The following is a 21710-nucleotide window of genomic DNA, read 5'->3' as shown; positions in this document are numbered from 1 at the left end:
GTCCTGGCACACCTGTTACCTATGTCCCCGGTCCATACAGCCAGCGGGAGAGGGGCAGGGGTGAGGATAGCCGGTGGCATACCGCAGACCTCGCTTCGTAAACTCCGGCCCTCACCCCGACCCTCTCGCGCAAGCGGGAGAGGGGGCACACAATCGGGCGTGATGCTTGGGCGGCCTGCTCAGAGCCGCGTTCTGCGGTGTCACGGTATTCATCTGCACCACGGCTCCGCTGACCTGTGCGATGCTGGTCTGGTTGCGCGGCACTGCGCCTGACCGTGCAGAAAATTCTTCGACTCTAATCGACTGATCCTGCAACGAGAGTAGAAGTTCGGCATCCTGGGATTCGGATGGCTGGCGCGTCGGTGAACTGGTAGGCCATGAAGAAGGCACTGGCGGTGCTGGCCTCGGTCATCTTTCTGGCGTCAGCCTATGTCTGGTTCTCGGGTATTCGTTTCAGTCTTACCCCAAGCTTGAGCATTACTGCTGTAAAGCTTTACGCGACTGAGGCAGAGGCTAACGCCGAGATCGGTGGCAAGTACAACTCCGTGCGCTTGCGCTGCGATGATCCGTCGGTAGAAGGGTGGACGGGGGAGTTCAGCTTGTTTGACCCTCCCCTGTAGGGGTATCGCCGGTTCAGCAATTCTCACAGCCTGAACTCCCCCACCACCTGCTGCAGCTCCGTCGCCTGCCCCGCCAACGCCTGCGACGCGGTGGCCGCCTGCTCCACCAGCGCCGCGTTCTGCTGCGTCACGGTGTCCATCTGCGCCACCGCCTCGTTGACCTGGGCGATGCCGGCGCTTTGCTGTTCCGACGCCGCGGTGATATCGCCCAGCAGCCCGGTGACGCTGGCCACCGCCTGCACGATCTCCTCCATGGTTGCGCCGGCCTGGCCCACCAGCGCCGAGCCGCTGTCGACCTGCTGCACCGAATCGTCGATCAGCTGCTTGATCTCGCGCGCCGCGGCGGCGCTGCGCTGCGCCAGCGTGCGCACCTCGCCCGCCACCACGGCGAAGCCGCGGCCCTGTTCACCCGCGCGCGCCGCTTCCACCGCGGCGTTCAGCGCCAGGATATTGGTCTGGAAGGCGATGCCTTCGATCACTTCGATGATGTCGGTGACCTTGCGCGAGCTTGCGCTGATCGCCGACATGGTCTGCACCACGTTGCCCACCACTTCGCCGCCGCGCGCGGCGATGCCCGAGGCGCTGGCCGCCATGCCGTTGGCGGCGCGGGCGCGTTCGGTGTTCTGCTGCACCATCGCGGTCAGCTCGTCCATGCTCGATGCCGTTTGCTGCAGCGCCGCGGCCTGCTCTTCAGTGCGCTGCGACAGGTCGGTATTGCCCGCGGCAATCTGGTGCGAAGCGTCGGTAATGGAGTCGGTGGCGGTGCGGATGCGCGTCACCAGGTCGGTCAGCATGTCTTCCATCTCGCCGAGCCCGCCCAGCAGCCGGCCGAATTCGCCACCGCGCTCGGTGTTGAATTCCTGGCTGAGGTCGCCCGCGGCCACGGTTTCGGCAATGTGGACGGCTTCGGACAGCGGCGCCTCGATGCTGCGCGCCAGTCCCCAGACTGCGCCCACGGCCACGCATAGCGCTGCCGCGGCCAGCGCGATCAGCACGCGCCGCGCATCGGCGGCGTCGTGCAGGCGCGGCAAGGCTACCGCGATCCCGATCGCCATCAGCGACCACATGGCGCCAAACGCCGCGCCCAGGCGTATGCGAATGCCCAGATTTTGCATCTCTGTCTCCCGTCTCCGTCGCAATGCGACCCCATTGCTTAACGGCCGGAAGGAGCGAGGGCTTTAGCGCTGCGGCGAACGGCGCCGCTTACATTCGCAATTGAGTTGCTACCGCTACGACGGCAGCACCGAGCGCGACAACCTGTGCTGGAAGCTGTCGGGCAGGCCCGGCCCTGCCGCGCGCCTCAGGCCGCTTCTTTCAGCGCCGCCAGCGCCCGCCGGCCCGCGACCAGCTGCTGCGCCACTTCGGCGACGCGCGCCCCCAGGTGTTCGGCGGTGCGCAGGTCGGCCGGCGGCGGCGCCACCTCGGCGCTGACATCCGCATCCGACTGCGCGGCCGCGCCCAGGAAGAAGCCGTGGCGGTTCAGCGAATCCTCGGTTGACTTGGAATTGTTGTGGCCCGGAGGCAGGCCCAGGTTGACCCAGTGCATGCCGTGCTGGGCAGCGAAGATGGCCATCTGCTGCAGCGTTGCCAGCTTGTCGCCGGAGCGCGAGGCCGCGTTGGTGAAGCCGGCGGCTACCTTGTTGGCCCACTTGCCGCCCTTGGCGAACACGTTGCGCGAGGTCGCGTCCATGAAGCCCTTGAACTGGGCCGAGGCGCTGCCCATGTAGGTCGGCGCGCCGAAGATGATGGCATCGACCTGTTCCAGCGTATCCCAGTGCTGGTCGATGTCCTCGACCGGGATCAGCAGGCTTTGCGCGCCCGCAATGCTGCCGGCGCCGCGCGCGACGGCCTGGGCCTGGCGGGCGGTGTGGCCGTAGCCGCTGTGGTAGACGATGGCAACGCGGGTGGAGGCGGTGGTCATGATTGACGATCCTTTTGATTTCGAAAATCTGAATATCGTTATGCTGCGTTGCCTGGATGGAAACCTCTGGGTCGCAGCGGCTGGTGAGGGAAGTGTAGGGGGGTGCAGGGGCGCCGGCTGGGGTGGTTCCGCAATCAGTTGTTGAAATTTTCTGAACTTCGCTTCGAAGGTGGTCCCGGCGCCGGGCGCATAGCCATCGCCCCACTGCCGGGATAAAGTTGCGCCATATCCACCCACGCCCCGGCGCTGCCGACGCCGCGCCGCATCCGCAAGCGCTTCCGATTCCCATGAACCCAGGCGGCAGGCAGATCCCTGCGATGCGGCAGCAGCGCCGTTCCCACTCTCGTTTTTCCGCGGCCTCCCGGCTGGGGTGCGCGGTACTGATGGTGGCCGGCGCCACCGCGCGAGCCGCCGATGCGCCCGGCTCGGCCCTCGCCGCAGCCACCGGCGAGACCCTGCCGGACGTGGTGGTCAGCGCCACCCGCAGCGAGCAACGCCGTTTCGACGCGCCCGCCGCGGTCGACAGCGTGCCGGTCGACCCGCTGCGCAGCGCCACGCCGCTGGTGAACCTGTCGGAGGTGCTCGCCGGCGTGCCGGGCGTGGCGGTGCGCGATCGGCAGAACTATGCGCAGGACCTGCAGCTGGCGGTGCGCGGCTTCGGCACTCGCTCGACCTTCGGCGTGCGCGGCGTGCGGCTGTATGTCGACGGCATTCCCGCCACCATGCCGGACGGGCAGGGGCAGGCGTCGACGGCGGACCTGGCCAATGCCAGCCGGGTCGAGGTGCTGCGCGGCCCGTTCGCGCAGCTGTATGGCAACGCCTCGGGCGGGGTGGTGCAGGTGTTCACGCCCGATCCGCCCAGGGATGGGTTCACCGGGCGGGTCTCGACCGGCTTCGGCGCTGACGGCCAGTGGCAGGCCGGCGTGGCGCTGGCCGGTGGCAATGACCGGCTCGGCGGCTCGCTCGATGCGTGGACCTACCAGACCGACGGCTATCGCGAGCACAGCGCGGCGCGCCGCTACCAGCTCAATGCCAGGGTGGTGGCGCAGCCCGCCGGCGGCACGCGCGTGACCGGCCAGTTCAATTACTTCAACCAGCCGCTGGCGCAGGACCCGCTCGGCCTGACCCGCGCGCAGGCCGATGCCAACCCGCGCCAGGCGGTGGCCGCGGCCACCCAGTTCGATACCGGCAAGAGCGTCGAGCAGGCCCAGGCCGGGGTGGTGGTGGAGCACCAGCTCAGCGGCACCGACAGCCTGTCGGCACGGCTGTACGGCGGCACCCGCAACCTCTACCAGCGGCTGGGCTTCAGCGGCGCCGCCCCGGCCTCATCCGGCGGCATCGTCGATCTCGACCGTACTTTCGGCGGCGCCGCGCTGTCCTGGAGCCGGCGCACCACCACTGCCGCGGGCCTGCCCTTGCTGTGGAGTGCCGGGCTCGAAGCCAACGGCATGCGCGACGGCCGCAACGGCTACGTCAACCAGAACGGCACGCAGCGGGCGCTGCGCCGCGATGAGACCAATACCGCGACCGACCTCGGCGCCTTCGCGCAGTTCGACTGGAGCTTCCATCCGGCCTGGCAACTGGTGGGCGGAGCGCGCGCCAGCCGGGTGCGGCTGGGCATCGACGACCATTTCGTCACCGCGGCCAGCCCCGACGACAGCGGCCACGCCCGCTACGGCAATGTCAGCCCCGTGCTCGGCGTGGTCTGGCATGCGCTGGATTCGCTCAACCTCTACGCCAACCTCGGCCGCGGCTTCGAGACCCCGACGCTGACCGAGGTCGCCTACGGCCCCGGCGGCGTCGGCAGCAACCTGGGCCTGCAGGCATCGACCAGCCGCCAGGGCGAGATCGGCATCAAGTGGCAGGCGGCGGCGCAGCGGCTGGAAGCGGCGCTGTTCGATGCCGACAGCCACGACGAGGTGGTGCCGCAATCGAACAATGCCGGGCGCACCGTCTACCAGAATGTTAGCGGCGTGCGCCGGCGCGGGCTGGAGCTGGGCTGGCGTGGCGGCTTTCTGGGCCCGGTCGGCACGCCGGGCCAGGACGGCGGCAGCCGGGTCGAGGCGGGGCTGGCCTATACCTGGCTCGATGCGTACTTCGGCGATGGCTTTATCAACGCGCAGGGCCAGCCCGTGGCGGCCGGCAACCGCCTGCCCGGCACCGCGCGCCACAGCCTGGCCGCCGAGCTGTCGTGGCGGCCGCTCGCGCCGCTGACGCTGGGGGCCGAGTTGCGCGTCGACAGCCGGGTCTATGCCGACGACCTCAACACCCAGGCGGCGCCAGGCTATGCCGTGATCAACCTGCGCGCCGGCTATGCCTTGCGCATCGGGGCGACGCGCCTCTACCTGTTCGGGCGCATCGACAACCTGGCCGACCGGCGCTACATCGGCTCTGTGATCGTCAACGAGGCCAACGGACGCTACTTCGAGCCGGCACCGGGCCGGCGCTTCTTCATCGGGCTGCGCGCCGCGCTGTAAGCCTGGCGCCGATTGCCTCGGCCGTGGTTGCCCTTTAAGGTGTTGGCTTTGGCCGGCGCGCACCGGGTTACCGCGGCGCCGGCCGGACCCGGAGCCGCACCATGACCTCGCCCGCGCCCGACGACCGCACCCGCCGCATCATGCTGTGGGTGGTGGCGGTCGGCTTCTTCATGCAGACGCTGGACTCGACCATCGTCAACACCGCGCTGCCGTCGATGGCGCATAGCCTGGGCGAGAGTCCGCTGCGGATGCAGTCGGTGGTGATCGCCTACTCGCTGACGATGGCGGTGATCATCCCGGCCTCGGGCTGGCTGGCCGACCGCTTCGGCACCCGCACCATCTTCCAGACCGCGATCGCGCTGTTCGTGGCGGGCTCGCTGCTGTGCGCTTACGCGCCCACCCTCAACTTCCTGATCGGCGCGCGCGTGGTGCAGGGCGTGGGCGGCGCGATGCTGCTGCCGGTGGGGCGGCTCTCGGTGCTGCGCACCTTTCCGCGCGAGCAGTACCTGCAGGCGCTGAGCTTCGTCGCCATCCCCGGCATGATCGGGCCGCTGATCGGCCCCACCCTGGGCGGCTGGCTGACCCAGGCGCTGTCCTGGCACTGGATCTTCCTGATCAACGTGCCGGTCGGCGTGGCGGGCGCACTCGCCACCGTGCGCTACATGCCCAATGCGCGGCTGGCCGGGGTCGGCCGCTTCGACATCGCGGGCTACCTGCTGCTGGCCACCGCCATGCTGGCGCTGTCGTTCTCGCTCGACGGACTGGCCGGGCTGGGCTTCCAGCACGCCACCGTGCTGATGCTGCTGATCGCCAGCATGGCCGCGCTGACCGCCTACGGGCTGCATGCCAACCGTCGCAAGCAGCCGCTGTTCCCGCTGCGGCTGTTCCGCATCCACAGCTTCAGCGTCGGGCTGCTGGGCAACCTGTTCGCGCGCATCGGCAACGGCTCGATGCCGTTCCTGATCCCGCTGACGCTGCAGGTCAGCCTGGGCTATGCGCCGCTGGACGCCGGCCTGATGATGCTGCCGGTCACCGCGGCCGGCATGGCCTCCAAGCGGCTCGCCACGCGGCTGATCCAGCGCCATGGCTACCGGCGCGTGCTGGTGTCGAACACCTTCGTGGTGGGCGTGGTGATGGCGGCCTTCGCGCTGATCACGCCGCAGTTGCCGCTGTGGCTGCTGGTGCCGCTGCTGGCGTTGTTCGGCATGGTCAATTCGATCCAGTTCACGGCGATGAACACGGTCACGCTGAAGGACCTCAGCGGCGCCGGGGCCAGCAGCGGCAACAGCATGCTGTCGATGGTGCAGATGCTGTCGATGAGCCTGGCGGTGACGGCCGCCGGGGCGTTGCTGGCGACGTTCCAGTACCGCTTTGGCGGCGATCCCGCCGCAGTGCTGCCGGCCTTCCATGCCACCTTTGTCTGCATGGGGCTGATCACCTGCGCGTCGGCCTGGATCTTCATGCAGCTGGGCGTGCGCGAGGCGGCGCCGGCGATCCCGGTGCAGCACGGCGAGAAGGAGGTGTAGCGCGCGCGGGCTTGTCGCTGGCGTGGCACATGCGCCGCTTTGAGGCGCGGCGGCGAACTTACCGTGCGCGGCGCGGCTCCTATTTCTATCCGACACAAGCCGGCCGTGGCCGGCACCAGGAGGCGTCCATGCGGCCGACCGGCAAGCCCGATTCCCAACCCGCGGCGCCGCCGTCGGCCGCCGCCAGCGGCAGCACGGTGCCGCGCAGCGCTCCGGCCACGCCCGACGGGGCCGGCGCCGTGGCCGGGCCGGCCGCGGCGCCCGGCAAGATCCACGCGGCGGCGCAGCCGTATCTGATCACGCACCGCGACTGCCCGCCGCCGCACGCGCTGCCGGGCTGCGCCTGCGCCGACATGCTGTCGCCGGCGGCGCGCTATTGCGAACTGTTCGTCGACGTCCAGCACAGCGGCCTGTTCGCCGACAGCAAGACCTTCCCGGACTGCATTCCCAATTGCGATCCGGCCCTGATCGTGGCGCGCTATCGCGACACCCGCGACACGCCCGGCTTCTCGCTGGCGGATTTCGTGCAGGCGTACTTCACCCGCGCCACCGTGCCGGACAGCCATTACGTGTCCGATCCGGCCAGCACCCTGCGCGAGCATATCGACGGCCTGTGGCCGGTGCTGACGCGCGCGCCCGTGGCTCATCCGCCGCTGTCGTCGCTGTTGCCGCTGCCGCACCGCTACGTGGTGCCGGGCGGGCGCTTCGGTGAACTCTATTACTGGGATTCCTACTTCACCATGCAGGGCCTGGCCCCCAGCGGGCACGGCGACCTGATGGTGGAGATGACGCGGAATTTTGCCTACCTGATCGATACCTACGGCCTGGTGCCGAACGGCACCCGCAACTACTACCTGAGCCGCTCGCAGCCGCCGGTGTTTGCGCTGATGGTGGATCTGCTCGAGCGCGAGCAACTGGCCAGCGCGCTCGACTTCCTGCCGCAGCTGCGCCGCGAATACGCGTTCTGGATGGACGGCGCCGACGGCCTGTGTCCCGGCCACGCGCACCGCCGCATGGTCTGCCTGCCCGACGGCGCGCTGCTCAACCGCTACTGGGACGACCGCCCATGGCCGCGCGAGGAGGCGTTCCTGGAAGACATGGAGACCGCGCTGCGCAGCGGTCGGCCGCACCATATGGTGTTCCGCGACCTGCGCGCCGCGGCCGAGTCAGGCTGGGACTTCAGCTCGCGCTGGCTGGAGGCGCCTGATCCGGCCGCCGGCCAGCCCGCTGACCTGGCCACCATCCGCACCACGGCGATGCTGCCGGTCGATCTCAATGCGCTGCTGTGGCACCTGGAAACACGGCTTGCGGCGCTGTGCGAGCGCGCCGGCGATGCCGCGGCGGAGGATTACCGCGCCGCGGCGCAGCGGCGCGAGGCCGCCATCCTGCAGTACCTGTGGGACGAGGCCGCCGGCGTCTTCGTCGACTACGACTGGTGCCGCGGCGCGCCGCGCCGGTACCTCACCGCGGCCACCGTGATGCCGCTCTATCTCGGCCTGGCCACTCCGGCGCAGGCGCAAGCGGTGGCGCATGCGGTGCAGCAGCGGCTGCTGGTGGACGGCGGCCTGGCCACCACGGAGTGCACCTCGGGCCAGCAATGGGACCATCCCAATGGCTGGGCCCCGCTGCAATGGCTGGCGGTGTGCGGCCTGGAGCGCTATGGCCACGAGGCCCTCGCGCGCGAGATTGCGCAACGCTGGCTGGCCACCGTGGCCAGCCTGTACACCCACGAATGCAAGCTGGTCGAGAAGTACCGCATCCGGCGTATCGAAGGTGCCGCCCAGGGCGGGGGCGGCGGCGAGTATCCGCTGCAGGACGGCTTCGGCTGGACCAACGCGGTTGCCGGGGCGCTGATGGCACGCTACGGCGAGGTGCCGGCAAGGTGCCGCGCGGATGACGTGGCGGCCTGAGGCCCCCGACGGAACCGCGCAGCGCCCGCGCCGCGGCAACAGGGGTCAGAACTTGACCGCCACGCTCATCCAGTAGCGCCGGCCGTCCTCGACATAGCCGTAGTCGGTGTAGTTCACCTGCTTGTCGAAGAGGTTGTAGATGCCGGCGAACACCGACACGTTCCTGGTCACCGAGTAGGTCGCGCCCAGGTCGACAAAGGTGTATGACGGCGCCACCACGGTGCTGGAAGACGGCCCGGTGATCGGCTGGCTCTCCTTGCCGCGGTAGTTGACGCGGGCCCAGGCGTTGAGCTTTTCGGACGGGCGCCAGTTCAGCGTGGCCACCAGCAGGTGCATCGGCAACTGGTTCAGCGGCTGGCCCTGGTACTGGCCGGATTTCTGTTCCGAGCGGGTGTAGGTGTAGCTGCCGGTCAGCGACCACGCCTGCGCGATGGGCCAGCGCAGGCTGGCTTCGACGCCGCGCGAGTAGGCGCGGTCCACGTTCATGTACGTGGTCGGGGCGGCGCCGAACTGGTTGGGACCGTCGGTGCATTGCGTGAGCGGGCAGGCCACGCGCGTGATCTTGTCCTTGAAGTCGTTGTTGAACAGCGTCACGCCGGCCTGCAGGCCGTTGCCCTTGTCGTAGAGCAGGCCCAGTTCCTGCGACACCATGGTCTCGGGCTTCAGGTCCGGGTTGCCGTACATGTTGCCGCCGCGGCTGGTCTGGCCCCAGCCGGCCACGGTCTGGCGCAGGTCCGGCGCGCGGAAGCCGGTGGACACGCCGCCCTTGACGGTCCAGCGCTCGGCCGCATGCCAGACGCCGTACAGGCGCGGGCTGTAGTGCTGGCCGAAGTTCTGGTCATGGTCCATGCGCACGCCGCCGGTCAGCGCAAAGCTCTGCGCCAGGCGCCATTCGTCCTCGGCAAACAGCGCCCACTGGTAGCGCTCGACCCGGTTCGGGCCGCCCGCGATCTGGTTGCCGGTCTGGTCGTTCAGGCGCTGGTTCAGGTATTCGGCGCCAACCGACAGCATGTGGTTGCCCAGCGGCATGGCCCAGCTGGTGCGCGCATCCAGGTTCTTGATCTTCATCCGGCGGCTGCGGTTGTCGAACTCCTCCTGCTGGAGATAGCTGTCGGAGACGCCGAAGCCCCAGCGGCCGGTGTGCGACAACGCGTATTTCTCGCTGCGGTAGTCGGTCTCGGACGAGGCGGGGCAGCCGGTGCGCGGGCACGGCGTGCCGGGCGGCAGCGGCGGCACGGTCTTGCCCACGGTCTCGCTGCGTTGCTGGCGCATGCCGGTGGCCTCGAACACGATGTCGTGCTGGCGCGTGGGCGTCAGCGCCAGCTTGGCGGTCAGGCTCTCGGCGCGGCGGCCGCGGAAGCCGTAATCGATCTCGTCCTCGAGGCGATGCGTGCTCTGGCCGTATAACTGCAGCCCCAGCAGGTCGCTCTTGAGCGGGCCGGCCAGGTAGAAATTGCCCTGGTACTGGTTGCCCGAGTCGCTGTGCTGCTGCAGCGTGGCATCGCCGCGCAGCTCGCCGGTCCATTGCTTCGGCACCTTGCGCGTGATGATGTTGACCACGCCGCCCATGGCATCGGAGCCATACAGCGACGACATCGGCCCGCGCACCACCTCGATCCGCTCGATCGCGGCCAGCGGCGGAGTCCAGCTGCTCTCGACGCCGGACGAGTCGGAATTGGTGCGGGTTTCGCGCGAACTCTGGCGCTTGCCGTCGATCAGTACCTGGGTGTACTTGGCGCCCATGCCGCGCAGGCTGATATCGGTGCGGTCGCCGCCGCCGCTGACGATCACGCCCGGCACTTCGACCAGCGCGTCGTTGAGGTCGCGGTAAGCCTTGTTCTCCAGTTCCGAACGCGTGACCACGCTGATCGACGCGGGCGCATCGCGGATATCCTGCGCGCTGCCCGCGGCAGTCACCACCACGGTGGCGAGGGTGGCATCCGCCCTGGGTTCCTGGGCCTGGGCCCAGGCCCCGGTCATGCCCGAGGCCGCGCAGACCGCCGCCAGCCCCTTGGTCCACTGTCCCCGCAACATGCCCCGCGGTGATGCCGTTCCAACCATTGCCCGTGCTGCCGCCTGCAATGCCGACCCGCTTCCGGCGGCCTGCCTGTCCTTCATTTTTTTCCTCGCTGTATGCAAATAACAATCATTCTCATATTAGAATCGTGGGAAAAATTGCTAACCAGTCACTTTGGAAAGCTTTTGTTTTCTTGACGTTTCTTGACGGAACCGGGGGCCGGCGGCCCCTTCCTCGCCTGCCCGGGCCCCGGCAAGCTGCATGCTGATGTGCTCTCACACGCCGCCCGCGCGCGTGCTGCTGATCGACGACGACCTGGAACTGGCGCAGATGCTGCGCGAATACCTGGAGCCCGACCACTGCACCGTCACGCTGGCGCACACCCGCGAGCAGGGCGAGACCCTGCTCGCCCGCAATGACTACGACGTTGCGCTGCTGGACCTGATGCTGCCCGACGGCAACGGCCTGGAGCTGCTGCGCCTGCACCGCGCGCGCTCGCAGCGCCCGGTGATCATGTTTACCGCGCATGGCGACGAGACCGACCGCGTGCTCGGACTGGAACTCGGCGCCGACGATTACCTGAGCAAGCCCTTCAGCCCGCGCGAACTGCGCGCGCGCATGCACGCCGTGCTGCGCCGGTTCCAGTGCGCCACGCCGGCCACCGGCGCCAGCCCGTGGCTGGAGGCCGGCGCGCTGCGCCTGAACCCGGCTTCGGGCGAAGCCGTGCACGGCGCGGCGCGGGCCAGGCTGACCGGTGCCGAGCAGCGCGTGCTGGAAATCCTGGTGCGCTCGGCAGGGCGGGTGGTCGCGCGGGAGGAAATCGGGCGCTTCGCGCTGGGGCGCGCTCCCGAGCGCTACGACCGCAGCCTCGACACCCACATCAGCGCGCTGCGCCGCAAGCTGGCGCTCGACGGCGCTGCGTCGCCGCTGCGGATCCGCAACCTGCGCGGCCAGGGCTACCTGCTGGTACAGGCACCGTGAACGGCTGGCGCCGCGTGCGCACGCTGTTGCCGCTGTCGCTGTTCTGGCGCAACTTCCTGGCGTTCTGGCTCGGCATGGCCGCGATCGTCGGCATCGGCATGGCGCTGACGGCGGCGATGGCCTGGTACCGCTTCGAGGCGCTCGACGGCCTGAGCCCTGCCGCGCTCACCGCGGACGCCATCGAGGTGGCGCGGACCCAGGGGCGTCCAGGACTGCGGCGCTGGCTGCGGGCGATGGATTCACATGCCTCGGCGCTGGACGTCTATATCGTCGACCCCGCGCTGCACGACATGCTCGGCCGCCAACTGCCGACGCGGCTGCGCAACCATCTGGCCGACCGCATCGTGCCGATGTGGCGCGCCGGCATGAACGGCCATGGGGTCGCGCACGGGCCGCGGCCCGGCGCGCGCGTGTCATGGTGGGACCCGCAACCGATCGCGCTGCCGGACGGCAGCGAGGCGCTGCTGCTGTTCCTGCCGTTCGACTCGTCGCGCTGGGAGGTGCTGCACCTGTCGCCGGTGGCGCTGGCGCTCGGCCTGTTCGCGCTGGCGGTGTCGGCGCCGCTGTGCTGGGCCCTGACGCGGCACGTGACCGGCCCGGTGCGGCGCCTGCGCGCAGCCACGCAGGCGCTCGCCGATGGCGCGCTGGCCACGCGCACGGCGCCCGTGCTGGCCCGCCGCGCCGACGAGCTTGGCCAGCTCGCGCGCGATTTCGACGCCATGGCCGACCGGCTGCAGCGCCTGGTGGACTGGCGCGAGCAGTTGTTGCGCAATATTGCGCATGAGCTGCGTTCGCCGCTGGGCCGGCTGCGCCTGTCGCTGGAGCTGGCGCGCCGGCGCGATGCCACGCTCGCGCTGCAGTTCGAGCGCATCGAGCGCGAGACCGAGCGGCTCGATGCCCTGGTCGAGCGCACGCTGCAGCTGGCGCGGCTGCATGCGATGGCGCCGGTGCGCGACCCCATCGACCTCGCCGGACTGGTCGACGTGATCGTCGCCGATGCACGCTTCGAGGCCGCGGCCCGCGGCGTGGCGATCCGCTGGACCGCGCCCGACGAACTGATCTTCGACGCCGATGCCGCGGCGCTGGGCAGCGCGATCGAGAACATCCTGCGCAATGCCATCCGCTACACCGAACCGGCCGCGCCGGTGAGCGTGACGCTGCAGGCCGACGCGCACGAGATCCGCCTCGATATCGTCGACGGTGGCCCCGGCGTGCCGGCCGCAGCGCTGGCAAGCCTGTTCGAACCGTTCTATCGCGTGCGCAGCGGCCCCGGCCATCCGGCCGGCGCCGGGCTCGGGCTCAGCATCGCGCATGCGGGTATCGCTGCGCATGGCGGCACGGTATCCGCCCGCAATGCACAGCCGCGCGGGCTGGCGGTATCGGTGTACCTGCCACGCCGGGCCTGACGCGCGCAGCGGCGGCGCTGCAAGCGGGCGGCCTGCGGAGCCGGTCCGTCATCCATGCCGGCCCCTGGTGGTGCCAACGCATCATGGCGTGACCCTGGCAAGTCAAAGGGAAAATTCCGAACCAGATCTAAGGCTTGCCTGATTGGTGGCATTAAGCCCCATCCCTATATTCCACTTGTCCCCGGGGCGGCCGGCAACTGCACGAGCCGATCGGCAATTGCACGCGGCACGGGGCAAGGCGGGATCCGCCGGATCCGCAAGCCATTGACCTACCAACCTCTGAATCACCCATCATGACCAATAACAAGCTTCTCGCCGCTCTGATCGTTGCCGGTATCGCCATGGGCGCGCAGTTTGCGCATGCCGCCGATGGCACCATCACCTTCAATGGCTCCATCACCGCCCAGACCTGCAAGATCAACGGCAACGGCAGCGGTAACCACGACTTCACCGTGCTGCTGCCGACGGTTTCCACCTCGACCCTGAAGCAAGCCGGCGATGTTGCCGGCCAGACCCCGTTCAATATCGCGCTGACCGAATGCACGCCGGATACCGGCAACGTGCATACGTTCTTTGAGGCCGGCCCGACCACGGACGCCAGCACCGGCAACCTGATTCTGGATGCGAACGGCGCCACCAACGTGCAGATCCGGCTGCTGAACGGCGGCACCGCCAACACGCCGATCAAGGCCGGCTACACCAATCTGGCGCAAAACTCGAATGCGGTTGCGCTCGTCAACGGCGCGGCCACGCTGTGGTACTACGCGCAGTACTACGCCACCGGCCAGGCGAGCGCCGGTTCCGCCAACTCCAGCGTGATGTACTCCATCGCCTACGAATAAGTCTCGTCCCTCCCGGGTGCGGAGCGTGATACCGGCGCGCTCCGCCCCGTGCTCCACCCGACGTCGCGCCGGTAAACCCATTAGCGGCCTGTCCGGCCGCCGGTTCACCCGAAACATGACGATCAAGTCCCTGATTTCCGCCGGCGTTGTTGCGCTGGGACTCCTGAGTGCGGTGCAAGCGCAGGCCTCCGTGGTCATCGCCGGTACGCGGGTCATCTATCGCGCGCAGGAGAGCGAGACCACCATCAAGCTGACCAACGAAGGCAAGACGCCCGCATTGACGCAGGCGTGGATCGACAAGGGCGATCCCAGGGCCGCGCCCGCCGCCATCGAAGTCCCCTTTGCCGTAACCCCGCCGGTATCGCGCATCGACCCCGGCAAGGGCCAGACGCTACGCATCCTCTACACCGGCGAGCCGCTGGCGCAGGACCGCGAATCCGTGTTCTGGCTCAACGTGCTGGAAATCCCGCCCAAGCCCGGCGCGGACCAGGCCGACGCCAACAAGCTGCAACTGGCTTTTCGCTCGCGCATCAAGCTGTTCTTCCGTCCTGCCGGCCTGAAGGGCACGGCGGAGGAAGCCCCGGCCATGATCCGCTGGCGCGTCGTCCAGGCCGGCGGCAAGCCTGCACTGGAAGGCAGCAACCCGAGCGCGTATCACGTTTCCTTCTCCAAAATCGAACTGGTCGGCGGCGGCAGGACCGCCCGCTTCGAAGAAGGCGGCATGATCGGGCCGGGCGAAACCAAAAGCTTTCCGCTGACCGGCGAGGTGCCGCAGGGGCCCGACGCCAGGGTCCGCTTCAACACCATCAATGATTACGGCGCCTCCGCACGCGGCGAAGCCGCGCTCGACAGCGGCGCCGCCCAGGCCCTCTAGCGCTGAAGCTTGCGCTGAATGCTGCGCTGACTCGCGCCGGGCGCCGCCCGGCGACCCTCCAGGCTGCATGCCTTCGATTGACGATGCCGCGCAGGCGGCAGGGGCAAGTCTTGCCCGCGCAGTGCCAGTTATCCGGCATAGATCATGAAAACCCAGAAGACCTCGTCGTTCCCGTCGCGGCTGCGCCCGGCCAGTGCGGTGGTGTTGTCCCTGTTTGCCAGCATGAGTGCGTGGGGAGCGCCCGGCAGTTCCCGTGGTTCAACGTTACTCGCCGAAGTTGAATTCAACGATACCTTCCTGCAACAGCCAGGCGGGGTCCGCATCGACGTGAGCCGCTTCAACAAGGGCAACGTGGCCCTGCCGGGCAACTATCGCGCAGAGCTCTACGTGAACGACGTCTGGCTGGGCCGGACCGAGGCGACGCTGCGCCAGGTCGGCGACGACACCCGCAATGTGCAGCCCTGCTTCGACCGCGCCGCGGTCGAGCGCATCGGCATAGACCTGTCGAAACTCTCGCCCGAGGCCTCGGCAAGGCTGGTGGCTGGCTGCGTGGCGCTGCCCGAGCTGGTGCCCGATGCCACCGCCGGCTTCGACAACGGCGAGCAGCGGCTGGACGTCTCGGTGCCGCAGATTGCCATGTCGCGCACGGCACGCGGCTATGTCGATCCCAAATACTGGGACGAGGGCGTCACCGCGGCGCGGCTGCAGTACAACGCCAACGTCTATCACTCGGATGCGAGCGGGCTATCGACCACGCAAGGCTACGTCGGCCTGAACGCCGGCTTTAACTTCGGCGGCTGGCGCTTGCGCCATGTGGGCAACCTGACCCATGGCGATATCGAGGGCAGCCGCTACCAGAGCGTGCAGACCAGCCTGCAGCGCTCGCTGGCGCAGATCCGCGGCCAGCTGGTGATCGGCGAGGCCTATACGGATGGGGCCCTGTTCGACAGCTTCGGCTTTCGCGGCGTGCAGGTCGCCAGCGACGACCGCATGTACCCGGAATCGCAACGCGGCTATGCACCGGTGGTGCGCGGCATTGCCAACAGCAATGCCCGGGTGCAGGTGCGCCAGAGCGGCAACATCATCTACGAAACCACCGTCGCGCCCGGCGCGTTCGAGATCACCGACCTGTACCCGACCGGATACGGGGGCGACCTGGAACTGGTGATCACCGAAGCCGACGGCAGCGTGCGCACCTCGCGGCTGCCCTTTGCCGCGGCCGTCAATGCGCTGCGCCCGGGCATCACGCGCTACAGCATTACCGTGGGACAGTACCGCAATGTCTCGCTCCACAGCCGCCCGATGATGATGCAGGCCACGGTCCAGCACGGCATCAGCAATATGGTGACGGGCTACGGCGGCTTTATCGTGGCGCAGGACTACACCGCGGTGATGGGCGGCGGGGCGTTGAACACGGACCTGGGCGCCTTCGGTGCCGATATCACGCAAGCCTGGACCACGCTGATCGACGCGGGCGGGCGCGATGGCCAGAGCCTGCGGCTGTCGTACAGCAAGCTGGTGGCGCCGACCAACACCAACCTGACGCTGGCCGCCTACCGCTACTCCAGCAGCGGCTATCTCAGCATGGCCGATGCCATGGCGCTGCGCGACCTGGAGCAGCGTGGCATGGCCGCGGGCATGTTCATGGGCGGGATCCAGCGCGGGCGGCTGCAGGTGACCATCAACCAGATGCTGCCGCAGGGCTACGGCTCGTTCTACCTGACCGGGTCCACGCAGAACTACTGGAACCGCAGCGGCAGCGACACCCAGTTCCAGGCCGGCTACAACAACAGCTACAAGCGCATCAACTACGGGGTCTCGGCATCGCGCCAGTTCAACGTCAACGCCGGCAAATGGGATAACCGGGTGATGCTCACCGTGGGCATCCCGCTCGGCACCGGCCAGCATGCGCCGCACTCCATGACCAGCCTGTCCCACGACTCCAGTGGCGTTAGCTCGCTGCAGCAATCGGTGACCGGCACGCTCGGCGACGACAACGCCTTCACCTACGGCATCAATGCCGGCTATACCGGCGGCGGCAACAGCACCGACACGGCCACGGTCGGCGCCAACGTCGGCTATGTGTCGCCCTTCGCCACCGTCACCGCCAGCGCCAGCAAGGGCCGCAACTACTCGCAGGCCGGTTTCGGCATCGGCGGCGGCATCGTCGCCTATGCCGGTGGCGTCGCGTTCACGCCGATGCCGGGCGACACCATGGCCATTGTCGAGGCCGCGGATGCCGCCGGCGCGCGCGTGACCAACGGCAGCGGCCTGCGCGTGGATCCGTGGGGCCACGCCATCGTGACGAGCCTGACGCCGTTCTCGACCAACCAGGTCGAGATCGATCCCAAGGGGCTGCCGATCAGCGTGGCATTGAAGACCACGCAGCAGAACACGGCACCCACCGCGGGCGCCATCGTGACGATGAAGTTCGAGACCGACAACCCCGGGCGCGCCGCGATCCTGCGCGTCATGGGCCCCGATGGGGCGCCGCTGCCGTTCGGAGCGGAGGTCACCGACGCGCGGGGCCAGGCGGCCGGCACCGTGGGGCAGGGTGGACGCATCATCGTGCGCGGGCTGAAGCAGGACAGCGGCGAACTGCTGGTGAAATGGGGCAGCGACGCGAAAGCCTCGTGCGCGCTGCGCTACGCGCTGCCGCCGGAAACGGCGCGCCCGGCCAACCCGTTGGAAGTGATTGACGCGGCGTGCGTGGCATGGGCGCCGCGCCAGGGCGGGGCATGACATGGTCAGTGGCCTGCCAGCCGTCGCGACACGGCGGCGTGCCGGGAAGAGCCGGGATGTTGATGCATAATCCGTAGGCAATTCCCCAGCCATCGGGCGCGGGTGATGCCCGGTCCCCGAGCGACGTCAGGCAGGTTGCTGAGAAGGAGCTTCGCCAATGCCCAATTGGCTGTCTCGCGCAAACAAGCAGTTTCCCGGTCGCCTTCTCGCCGTCGTTGCCGCCCTGCTGATCGTGGTGATCAGCGGCTGCCTCGCCTTGTTTCTGCATAGCCGGTTCCAGCGCGTCGTATGGGAGCAGGCATGGGCCGCGCGCCAGCACTTTGGCGCGGTGCTGGCCGCCAAGGCCACCCACGAGTACTTTATCCGGCGCATGGCCGAGATCACCGGACCCGAGTACCGGCTGGTGCGCAACGACCGGCCCGCGACCCGGCTCGAAGCCATGCTGATGGCCGTGCCGGTGGGCAGTGCGCGCGCGCTCGACTTGCCCGGGCTGATCAATCCCGCGACCCTGATGCGCGGCGCGCCGGTGCCGGGCGCGGACCGGTCCGCGGCCGTGTCGCACATCATTCGCTTTGCCATGTTCGAGCGCGCGTACTGGGGCACGGCGCCGCAGGGCGTGCGCTCGGTGTTTGTGATGGCGGACGGCAGCGAGGCGCTGGTGACCCCCGCGCTGCCGGCGGCCCTGCCGCTGAATGGCCCGCTGGTTGCCGATGCCGTCAGCAACTGGGCCAAGGCACTGGCGCGCCGGTCCGGCGAAGCGCGGGCGTCGACGCCGGCAGGCACGCCGCTGTGGGCCGGTCCCTATCCGGGCCTGGTCGGGCAGGAACCGATGCTGAGCTGCTTCCTGCCCGTTCGCGACGCCACCGGAGCGCTGCTCGGCTATACCGCGACCGCCCTTCCGCTGCGCGCGCTGATGGGTGATGTCAGCCTGCCGGGGGCCACGCAAGCGGCGCAACGGGTCTCGGGCCAGCGCGCCGTGTTTTTCGATGAGCGTGGCAAGTTGCTGTTCCAGGGCCGCGATGCCGGCTGGTTGCGCACCCAGGCCCTGAGCGAGCGGGTCGCGCGCGAGCCGGCCGCCAGCGAGCAGGGCGTGGCCTACTGGTTCGAGCAAGGCAGCCTGATGATCGGCGGCATGGCGCGCGACCAGGGCTGGCGCGCGGCGTATGCCTACCCGCTGTCGCAAGGCCTGGCCGATCACGGACTGGCGCTGGCGGCGGCGCTGCTGCTCTACGGGCTGGGCATCGCCGCGGTGCTGCAAGGGGCGCGCATGGTCCGGCGCCGGGTCCTGGTGCCGATGCAGCGCAACGCCGAACGCATCGAGGACAGCGAGCGTTTCAACCGCACCGTGATGCAGGCCGCGCCGGTAGGCCTGCGGGTGGTGCGCACGGCCGATGCCCATGTGCGCGCCGAGAACGCGCTGGCCGCGCAATGGCTGCCGCTCGATGCGCGCACGCAGGGCCGGCCCTGGCTGGACGCCATCCTGGCCCGGCGCGGCGAAACGCCGGTACGGCTCGAGGTGCGGGTGCCGGCGGGCGCCGGTGGCGCGCGCGACGTGCTGGTGGTCGGCTGCCGTACCCGCTTCGAAGGCGAGGACGTGCTGCTGTGCGCGATCCATGATGTCACCGAAGAGCGCGAGGCGCACCGCAAGCTGGCGCGCGCGCGCCGGCTTGCCGACGAGGCCAGCGCCGCCAAGCTGCGCTTCCTCGCCACCATGAGTCATGAAATCCGCACGCCGTTGTACGGCATGCTGGGCACGCTGGAACTGCTGTCGCTGACCAGCCTTGCGCACGGCCAGCGCGAGATGCTGTCGACCATCCAGTCTTCGTCGCAGGTGCTGCTGCAGATCCTGGATGACCTGCTTGACTACTCGCGCGCGGAAGCGGGCCAGATGCACCTGGACAGCGTGCCGTTCGATCCGGTCGACCTGCTCGAGTCGACGGTGCGCGCGCAGGCGCCGATCGCGCTGCAAAAGGGGATTGCGCTGTCGTGCTATCCGGAGCCGGGCCTGCCGTGCCTGGCCGGCGATCCGGTGCGGGTGCGCCAGATCATCGGCAACCTGCTTGGCAATGCGCTGAAGTTCATCGCCACGGGCCATGTCATCGTGCGCCTCGGGCGCGCCCCAGGCGATGTCGTAGCCGCTGTGCCGGAGGTTGCCGACGCTGCAGCCAGGATCACGATCCAGCTCGAGGTCGCGGATACCGGGCCGGGCATCGCGCCCGAAGTCCAGGAAAAGCTGTTCGAGCCGTTCGTGCAGGCCGATCCGTCCACCGCCAGGCGATATGGCGGGACGGGCCTGGGCTTGTCGATCTGCCGGCGGCTGGCGGCACTGATGGATGGCAGCATTTCCGTGCACAGCGAGCCCGGCAAGGGCAGTGTGTTCCGGGTCCTGCTGCGGCTGCCGCAGGCGGGCCCGCGCACGGCGCTGGAGCCGGTGCTGCCGCCGGTCGCCGTGCTGACCGAGGACGATGAGATCCGCAACCATGCCATCGACACCCTGCGCGCGATCGGGTGCAAGGCGATCGCCTGCGACGGGCCGGCGCCGGAACCCGGCATGGTGCTGTTCGTCGCGACTCGCCGTATCGCGGCGATTCCGCAGGGCTATGCCGGCGTGGTGTTCGGACGCGCCGATGGTCCGGCCGAACCGCAGCACGTCGGCGGCAGCTGGCTGGTCAACGCCTATCATCAGGCCGGCATCCTGCGCGCGCTGTGCCTGGCCGCCGGCATGACGCCGGCAAGCGCGCCGCTGGCGGCGACGGCAGCCGATCCGGTGCCGCAGCTGGGGCTGGAGATCCTGGTGGTCGACGACCATCCCTACAACCGGCTGCTGATGCAGCAGCAGCTCGACCGCCTTGGCTGCCGCGCCACGCTGGCCACCGGAGGCGAAGAAGCGCTGGCGCTGTGGCAGCAGCGCGGGTTCGACCTGGTGCTCACCGATGTCCACATGCCCGGCATGGATGGCAACGAACTGAGCCGCAGGCTGCGCGCGCAGGGGGTGACTGTACCGATCGTGGGGCTGACCGCGAGCATCGCGCAGGGCGAGGCGGAGCGCTGCCTCGAAGCCGGCATGGACCGTTACCTGTCCAAGCCCGTCCTGCTCGGTCCCCTGGCCGAGTGCCTGCGGGCGGTGCTGCCGGCCGATGCGGCCGTGCCGGGGCGATCGGCCGACGACCTGGCCGGGCTGCCGCGCATCCCTGATAGCGCCGCCACCTTCGCGCTGCTGGCGCATACCATGCGTGATGATTTCGCCGCGCTGTCCGCCGCTGCGCGCAGCGGGGAATGGAAGGCGATCCGCCACCATGCCCATCGCATGCGCGGCGCCATGGCACTGGCCGAAGACGGCGAAGAAATCGTCGCGCTGTGCCGGGAACTGGAGTTGGAAGTTGCCCACGCCCAGGAGGCCGTGCAGGCCCATGTCGACAACCTCGCCTTGTATCTTGCAGCGTACTTTGACGGCCCCGACGATCCGGCGACCCATCACAACGGCGGCCACAACGGCAGCCAGAATGCCAGCCGCAACGGCCATCCTGGTGATTGGCGGAGTACTATTTAAGGAATACCTTAATTCGGGTTTTTCGGAAGACTCCTAATATTCAGGTCAGCGAAGATGACCGGTATTAATACCGGCTCAGTTCCGCGGCGCACCGCTGCGTGGCCACGGAACCGGAAAATCAGGGGGTAACCATGATCAAAATAATCATCGCCGATGACCACCCCGTCGTCCTGGACGGCATGAGTCGTGTGCTGGCCTTCGAAGTGGGCATGCAGGTCGTGGGCAGTGCCACCAATTCGACGCAACTGGTGGCCTTGCTCGAAAGCACCGACTGCGACGTCATCGTCACCGATTACTCCATGCCCGGCGGCCAGTTTGGCGACGGCCTGCCGATGCTGCAGATGCTGCGGCGCCGCTATCCCACCACGCGCATCGTGGTCATGACCATGCTGGATAATCCTGCGCTGATCCGCAATATCCAGAAGGTCGGCATTTCGGTGATCCTCAACAAGACCGATCCGGTACAGGAACTGATTCCCGCGGTGCGCGCCGCGTTCAGCGGCCTGAGCTACCAGCCGGCCTCGGTGCGCGCCATCCTGGCCTCGGGCGGTCTCGATGAACTGTCACGCCGCCCGATCCTGACGCGGCGCGAACTCGAAGTGATCCGGCAGTGCGCGGCCGGCGTGCCGGTCATCGAGATTGCGCGCCAGGCCAACCGCAGCAGCAAGACCATCAGCGCGCAAAAAAGCATTGCCATGAAGAAGCTGGGCCTGGCCAACGATTATGAGCTTTACGAATATGCCCGCACCAACGGCCTGCTTGGCGGTGCCTGATAATCGCCGCCGCGTTGCCGCGGTTGCGTGAACCTCCGGGTTTCCGCTCCACTTTCTTCGCGCACTCCATT

At 68.9% G+C, this 21710-nt stretch carries 14 protein-coding genes; 11 read left to right on the top strand and 3 right to left on the bottom strand.

The window, feature by feature from the left end; all coding sequences use genetic code 11:
- The first annotated feature begins 377 nt into the window (after nt 1-377).
- Nucleotides 378-620 (top strand): hypothetical protein, encoded by a 243-nt coding sequence (locus CBM2586_RS27025; RefSeq protein WP_115690908.1) that lies wholly within the window; start codon nt 378-380, stop codon nt 618-620.
- A 23-nt stretch (nt 621-643) separates the two neighbouring features.
- On the opposite strand, the gene CBM2586_RS27020 is transcribed toward CBM2586_RS27025, so the two are convergent.
- Together CBM2586_RS27020 and CBM2586_RS27015 are read right to left on the bottom strand one after the other, a co-directional pair.
- Nucleotides 644-1735: a methyl-accepting chemotaxis protein gene (locus tag CBM2586_RS27020; RefSeq protein WP_115690906.1), complete on the bottom strand. Its 1092-nt coding sequence runs from the start codon at nt 1733-1735 to the stop codon at nt 644-646.
- A gap of 185 nt (nt 1736-1920) precedes the next feature.
- Nucleotides 1921-2541 (bottom strand): flavodoxin family protein, encoded by a 621-nt coding sequence (locus tag CBM2586_RS27015; protein WP_115666254.1) that lies wholly within the window; start codon nt 2539-2541, stop codon nt 1921-1923.
- A 287-nt stretch (nt 2542-2828) separates the two neighbouring features.
- On the opposite strand from CBM2586_RS27015, the gene CBM2586_RS27010 reads away from it, so the two are divergent.
- From CBM2586_RS27010 to treF, 3 genes are all read left to right on the top strand, one after another.
- Entirely contained in the window at nt 2829-5018 is a 2190-nt protein-coding gene (locus tag CBM2586_RS27010) for a TonB-dependent receptor family protein (protein WP_115690904.1), read from the top strand.
- 101 nt (nt 5019-5119) lie between these two features.
- A complete protein-coding gene (gene mdtD / locus CBM2586_RS27005; RefSeq protein WP_115666256.1) occupies nt 5120-6544 on the top strand; it encodes a multidrug transporter subunit MdtD in 1425 nt (474 codons plus the stop codon).
- A 128-nt stretch (nt 6545-6672) separates the two neighbouring features.
- A complete protein-coding gene (treF, locus tag CBM2586_RS27000; RefSeq protein ID WP_115690902.1) occupies nt 6673-8454 on the top strand; it encodes an alpha,alpha-trehalase TreF in 1782 nt (593 codons plus the stop codon).
- A gap of 45 nt (nt 8455-8499) precedes the next feature.
- Here the strand turns inward: treF and CBM2586_RS26995 are convergent, their stop codons facing one another.
- Complete coding sequence (locus CBM2586_RS26995; protein WP_115690900.1) at nt 8500-10488, bottom strand: ligand-gated channel protein; 1989 nt, start codon at nt 10486-10488, stop codon at nt 8500-8502.
- A 244-nt stretch (nt 10489-10732) separates the two neighbouring features.
- On the opposite strand from CBM2586_RS26995, the gene CBM2586_RS26990 reads away from it, so the two are divergent.
- From CBM2586_RS26990 to CBM2586_RS26960, 7 genes are all read left to right on the top strand, one after another.
- A complete protein-coding gene (locus CBM2586_RS26990) occupies nt 10733-11452 on the top strand; it encodes a response regulator transcription factor (RefSeq protein WP_115690898.1) in 720 nt (239 codons plus the stop codon).
- The gene (locus CBM2586_RS26985; RefSeq protein ID WP_115690896.1) at nt 11449-12858 is read left to right on the top strand and encodes a sensor histidine kinase; all 1410 of its coding nucleotides are present in this window, start codon (nt 11449-11451) and stop codon (nt 12856-12858) included. The genes CBM2586_RS26990 and CBM2586_RS26985 overlap by 4 nt, the downstream gene beginning before the upstream one ends.
- A 293-nt stretch (nt 12859-13151) precedes the next feature.
- Nucleotides 13152-13700 carry a fimbrial protein gene (locus tag CBM2586_RS26980; RefSeq protein ID WP_115666260.1) on the top strand — a complete coding sequence of 183 codons (549 nt, stop codon included), beginning with the start codon at nt 13152-13154 and terminating at the stop codon, nt 13698-13700.
- Nucleotides 13701-13815: 115 nt separating this feature from the next.
- Complete coding sequence (locus CBM2586_RS26975; RefSeq protein ID WP_115690894.1) at nt 13816-14574, top strand: fimbria/pilus periplasmic chaperone; 759 nt, start codon at nt 13816-13818, stop codon at nt 14572-14574.
- 144 nt (nt 14575-14718) lie between these two features.
- The gene (locus CBM2586_RS26970; RefSeq protein ID WP_115690892.1) at nt 14719-17316 is read left to right on the top strand and encodes a fimbria/pilus outer membrane usher protein; all 2598 of its coding nucleotides are present in this window, start codon (nt 14719-14721) and stop codon (nt 17314-17316) included.
- 157 nt (nt 17317-17473) lie between these two features.
- Nucleotides 17474-20866, top strand: a complete 3393-nt coding sequence (locus tag CBM2586_RS26965) for an ATP-binding protein (protein WP_115690890.1) — start codon at nt 17474-17476, stop codon at nt 20864-20866.
- Between the two features lie 131 nt (nt 20867-20997).
- Nucleotides 20998-21639 (top strand): response regulator transcription factor, encoded by a 642-nt coding sequence (locus CBM2586_RS26960; RefSeq protein ID WP_115690888.1) that lies wholly within the window; start codon nt 20998-21000, stop codon nt 21637-21639.
- Nucleotides 21640-21710 lie beyond the last annotated feature (71 nt).

Source organism: Cupriavidus taiwanensis, assembly GCF_900250115.1.
Lineage (GTDB): Bacteria > Pseudomonadota > Gammaproteobacteria > Burkholderiales > Burkholderiaceae > Cupriavidus > Cupriavidus taiwanensis_B.
This window is presented reverse-complemented; position numbering and strand designations above follow the sequence as displayed.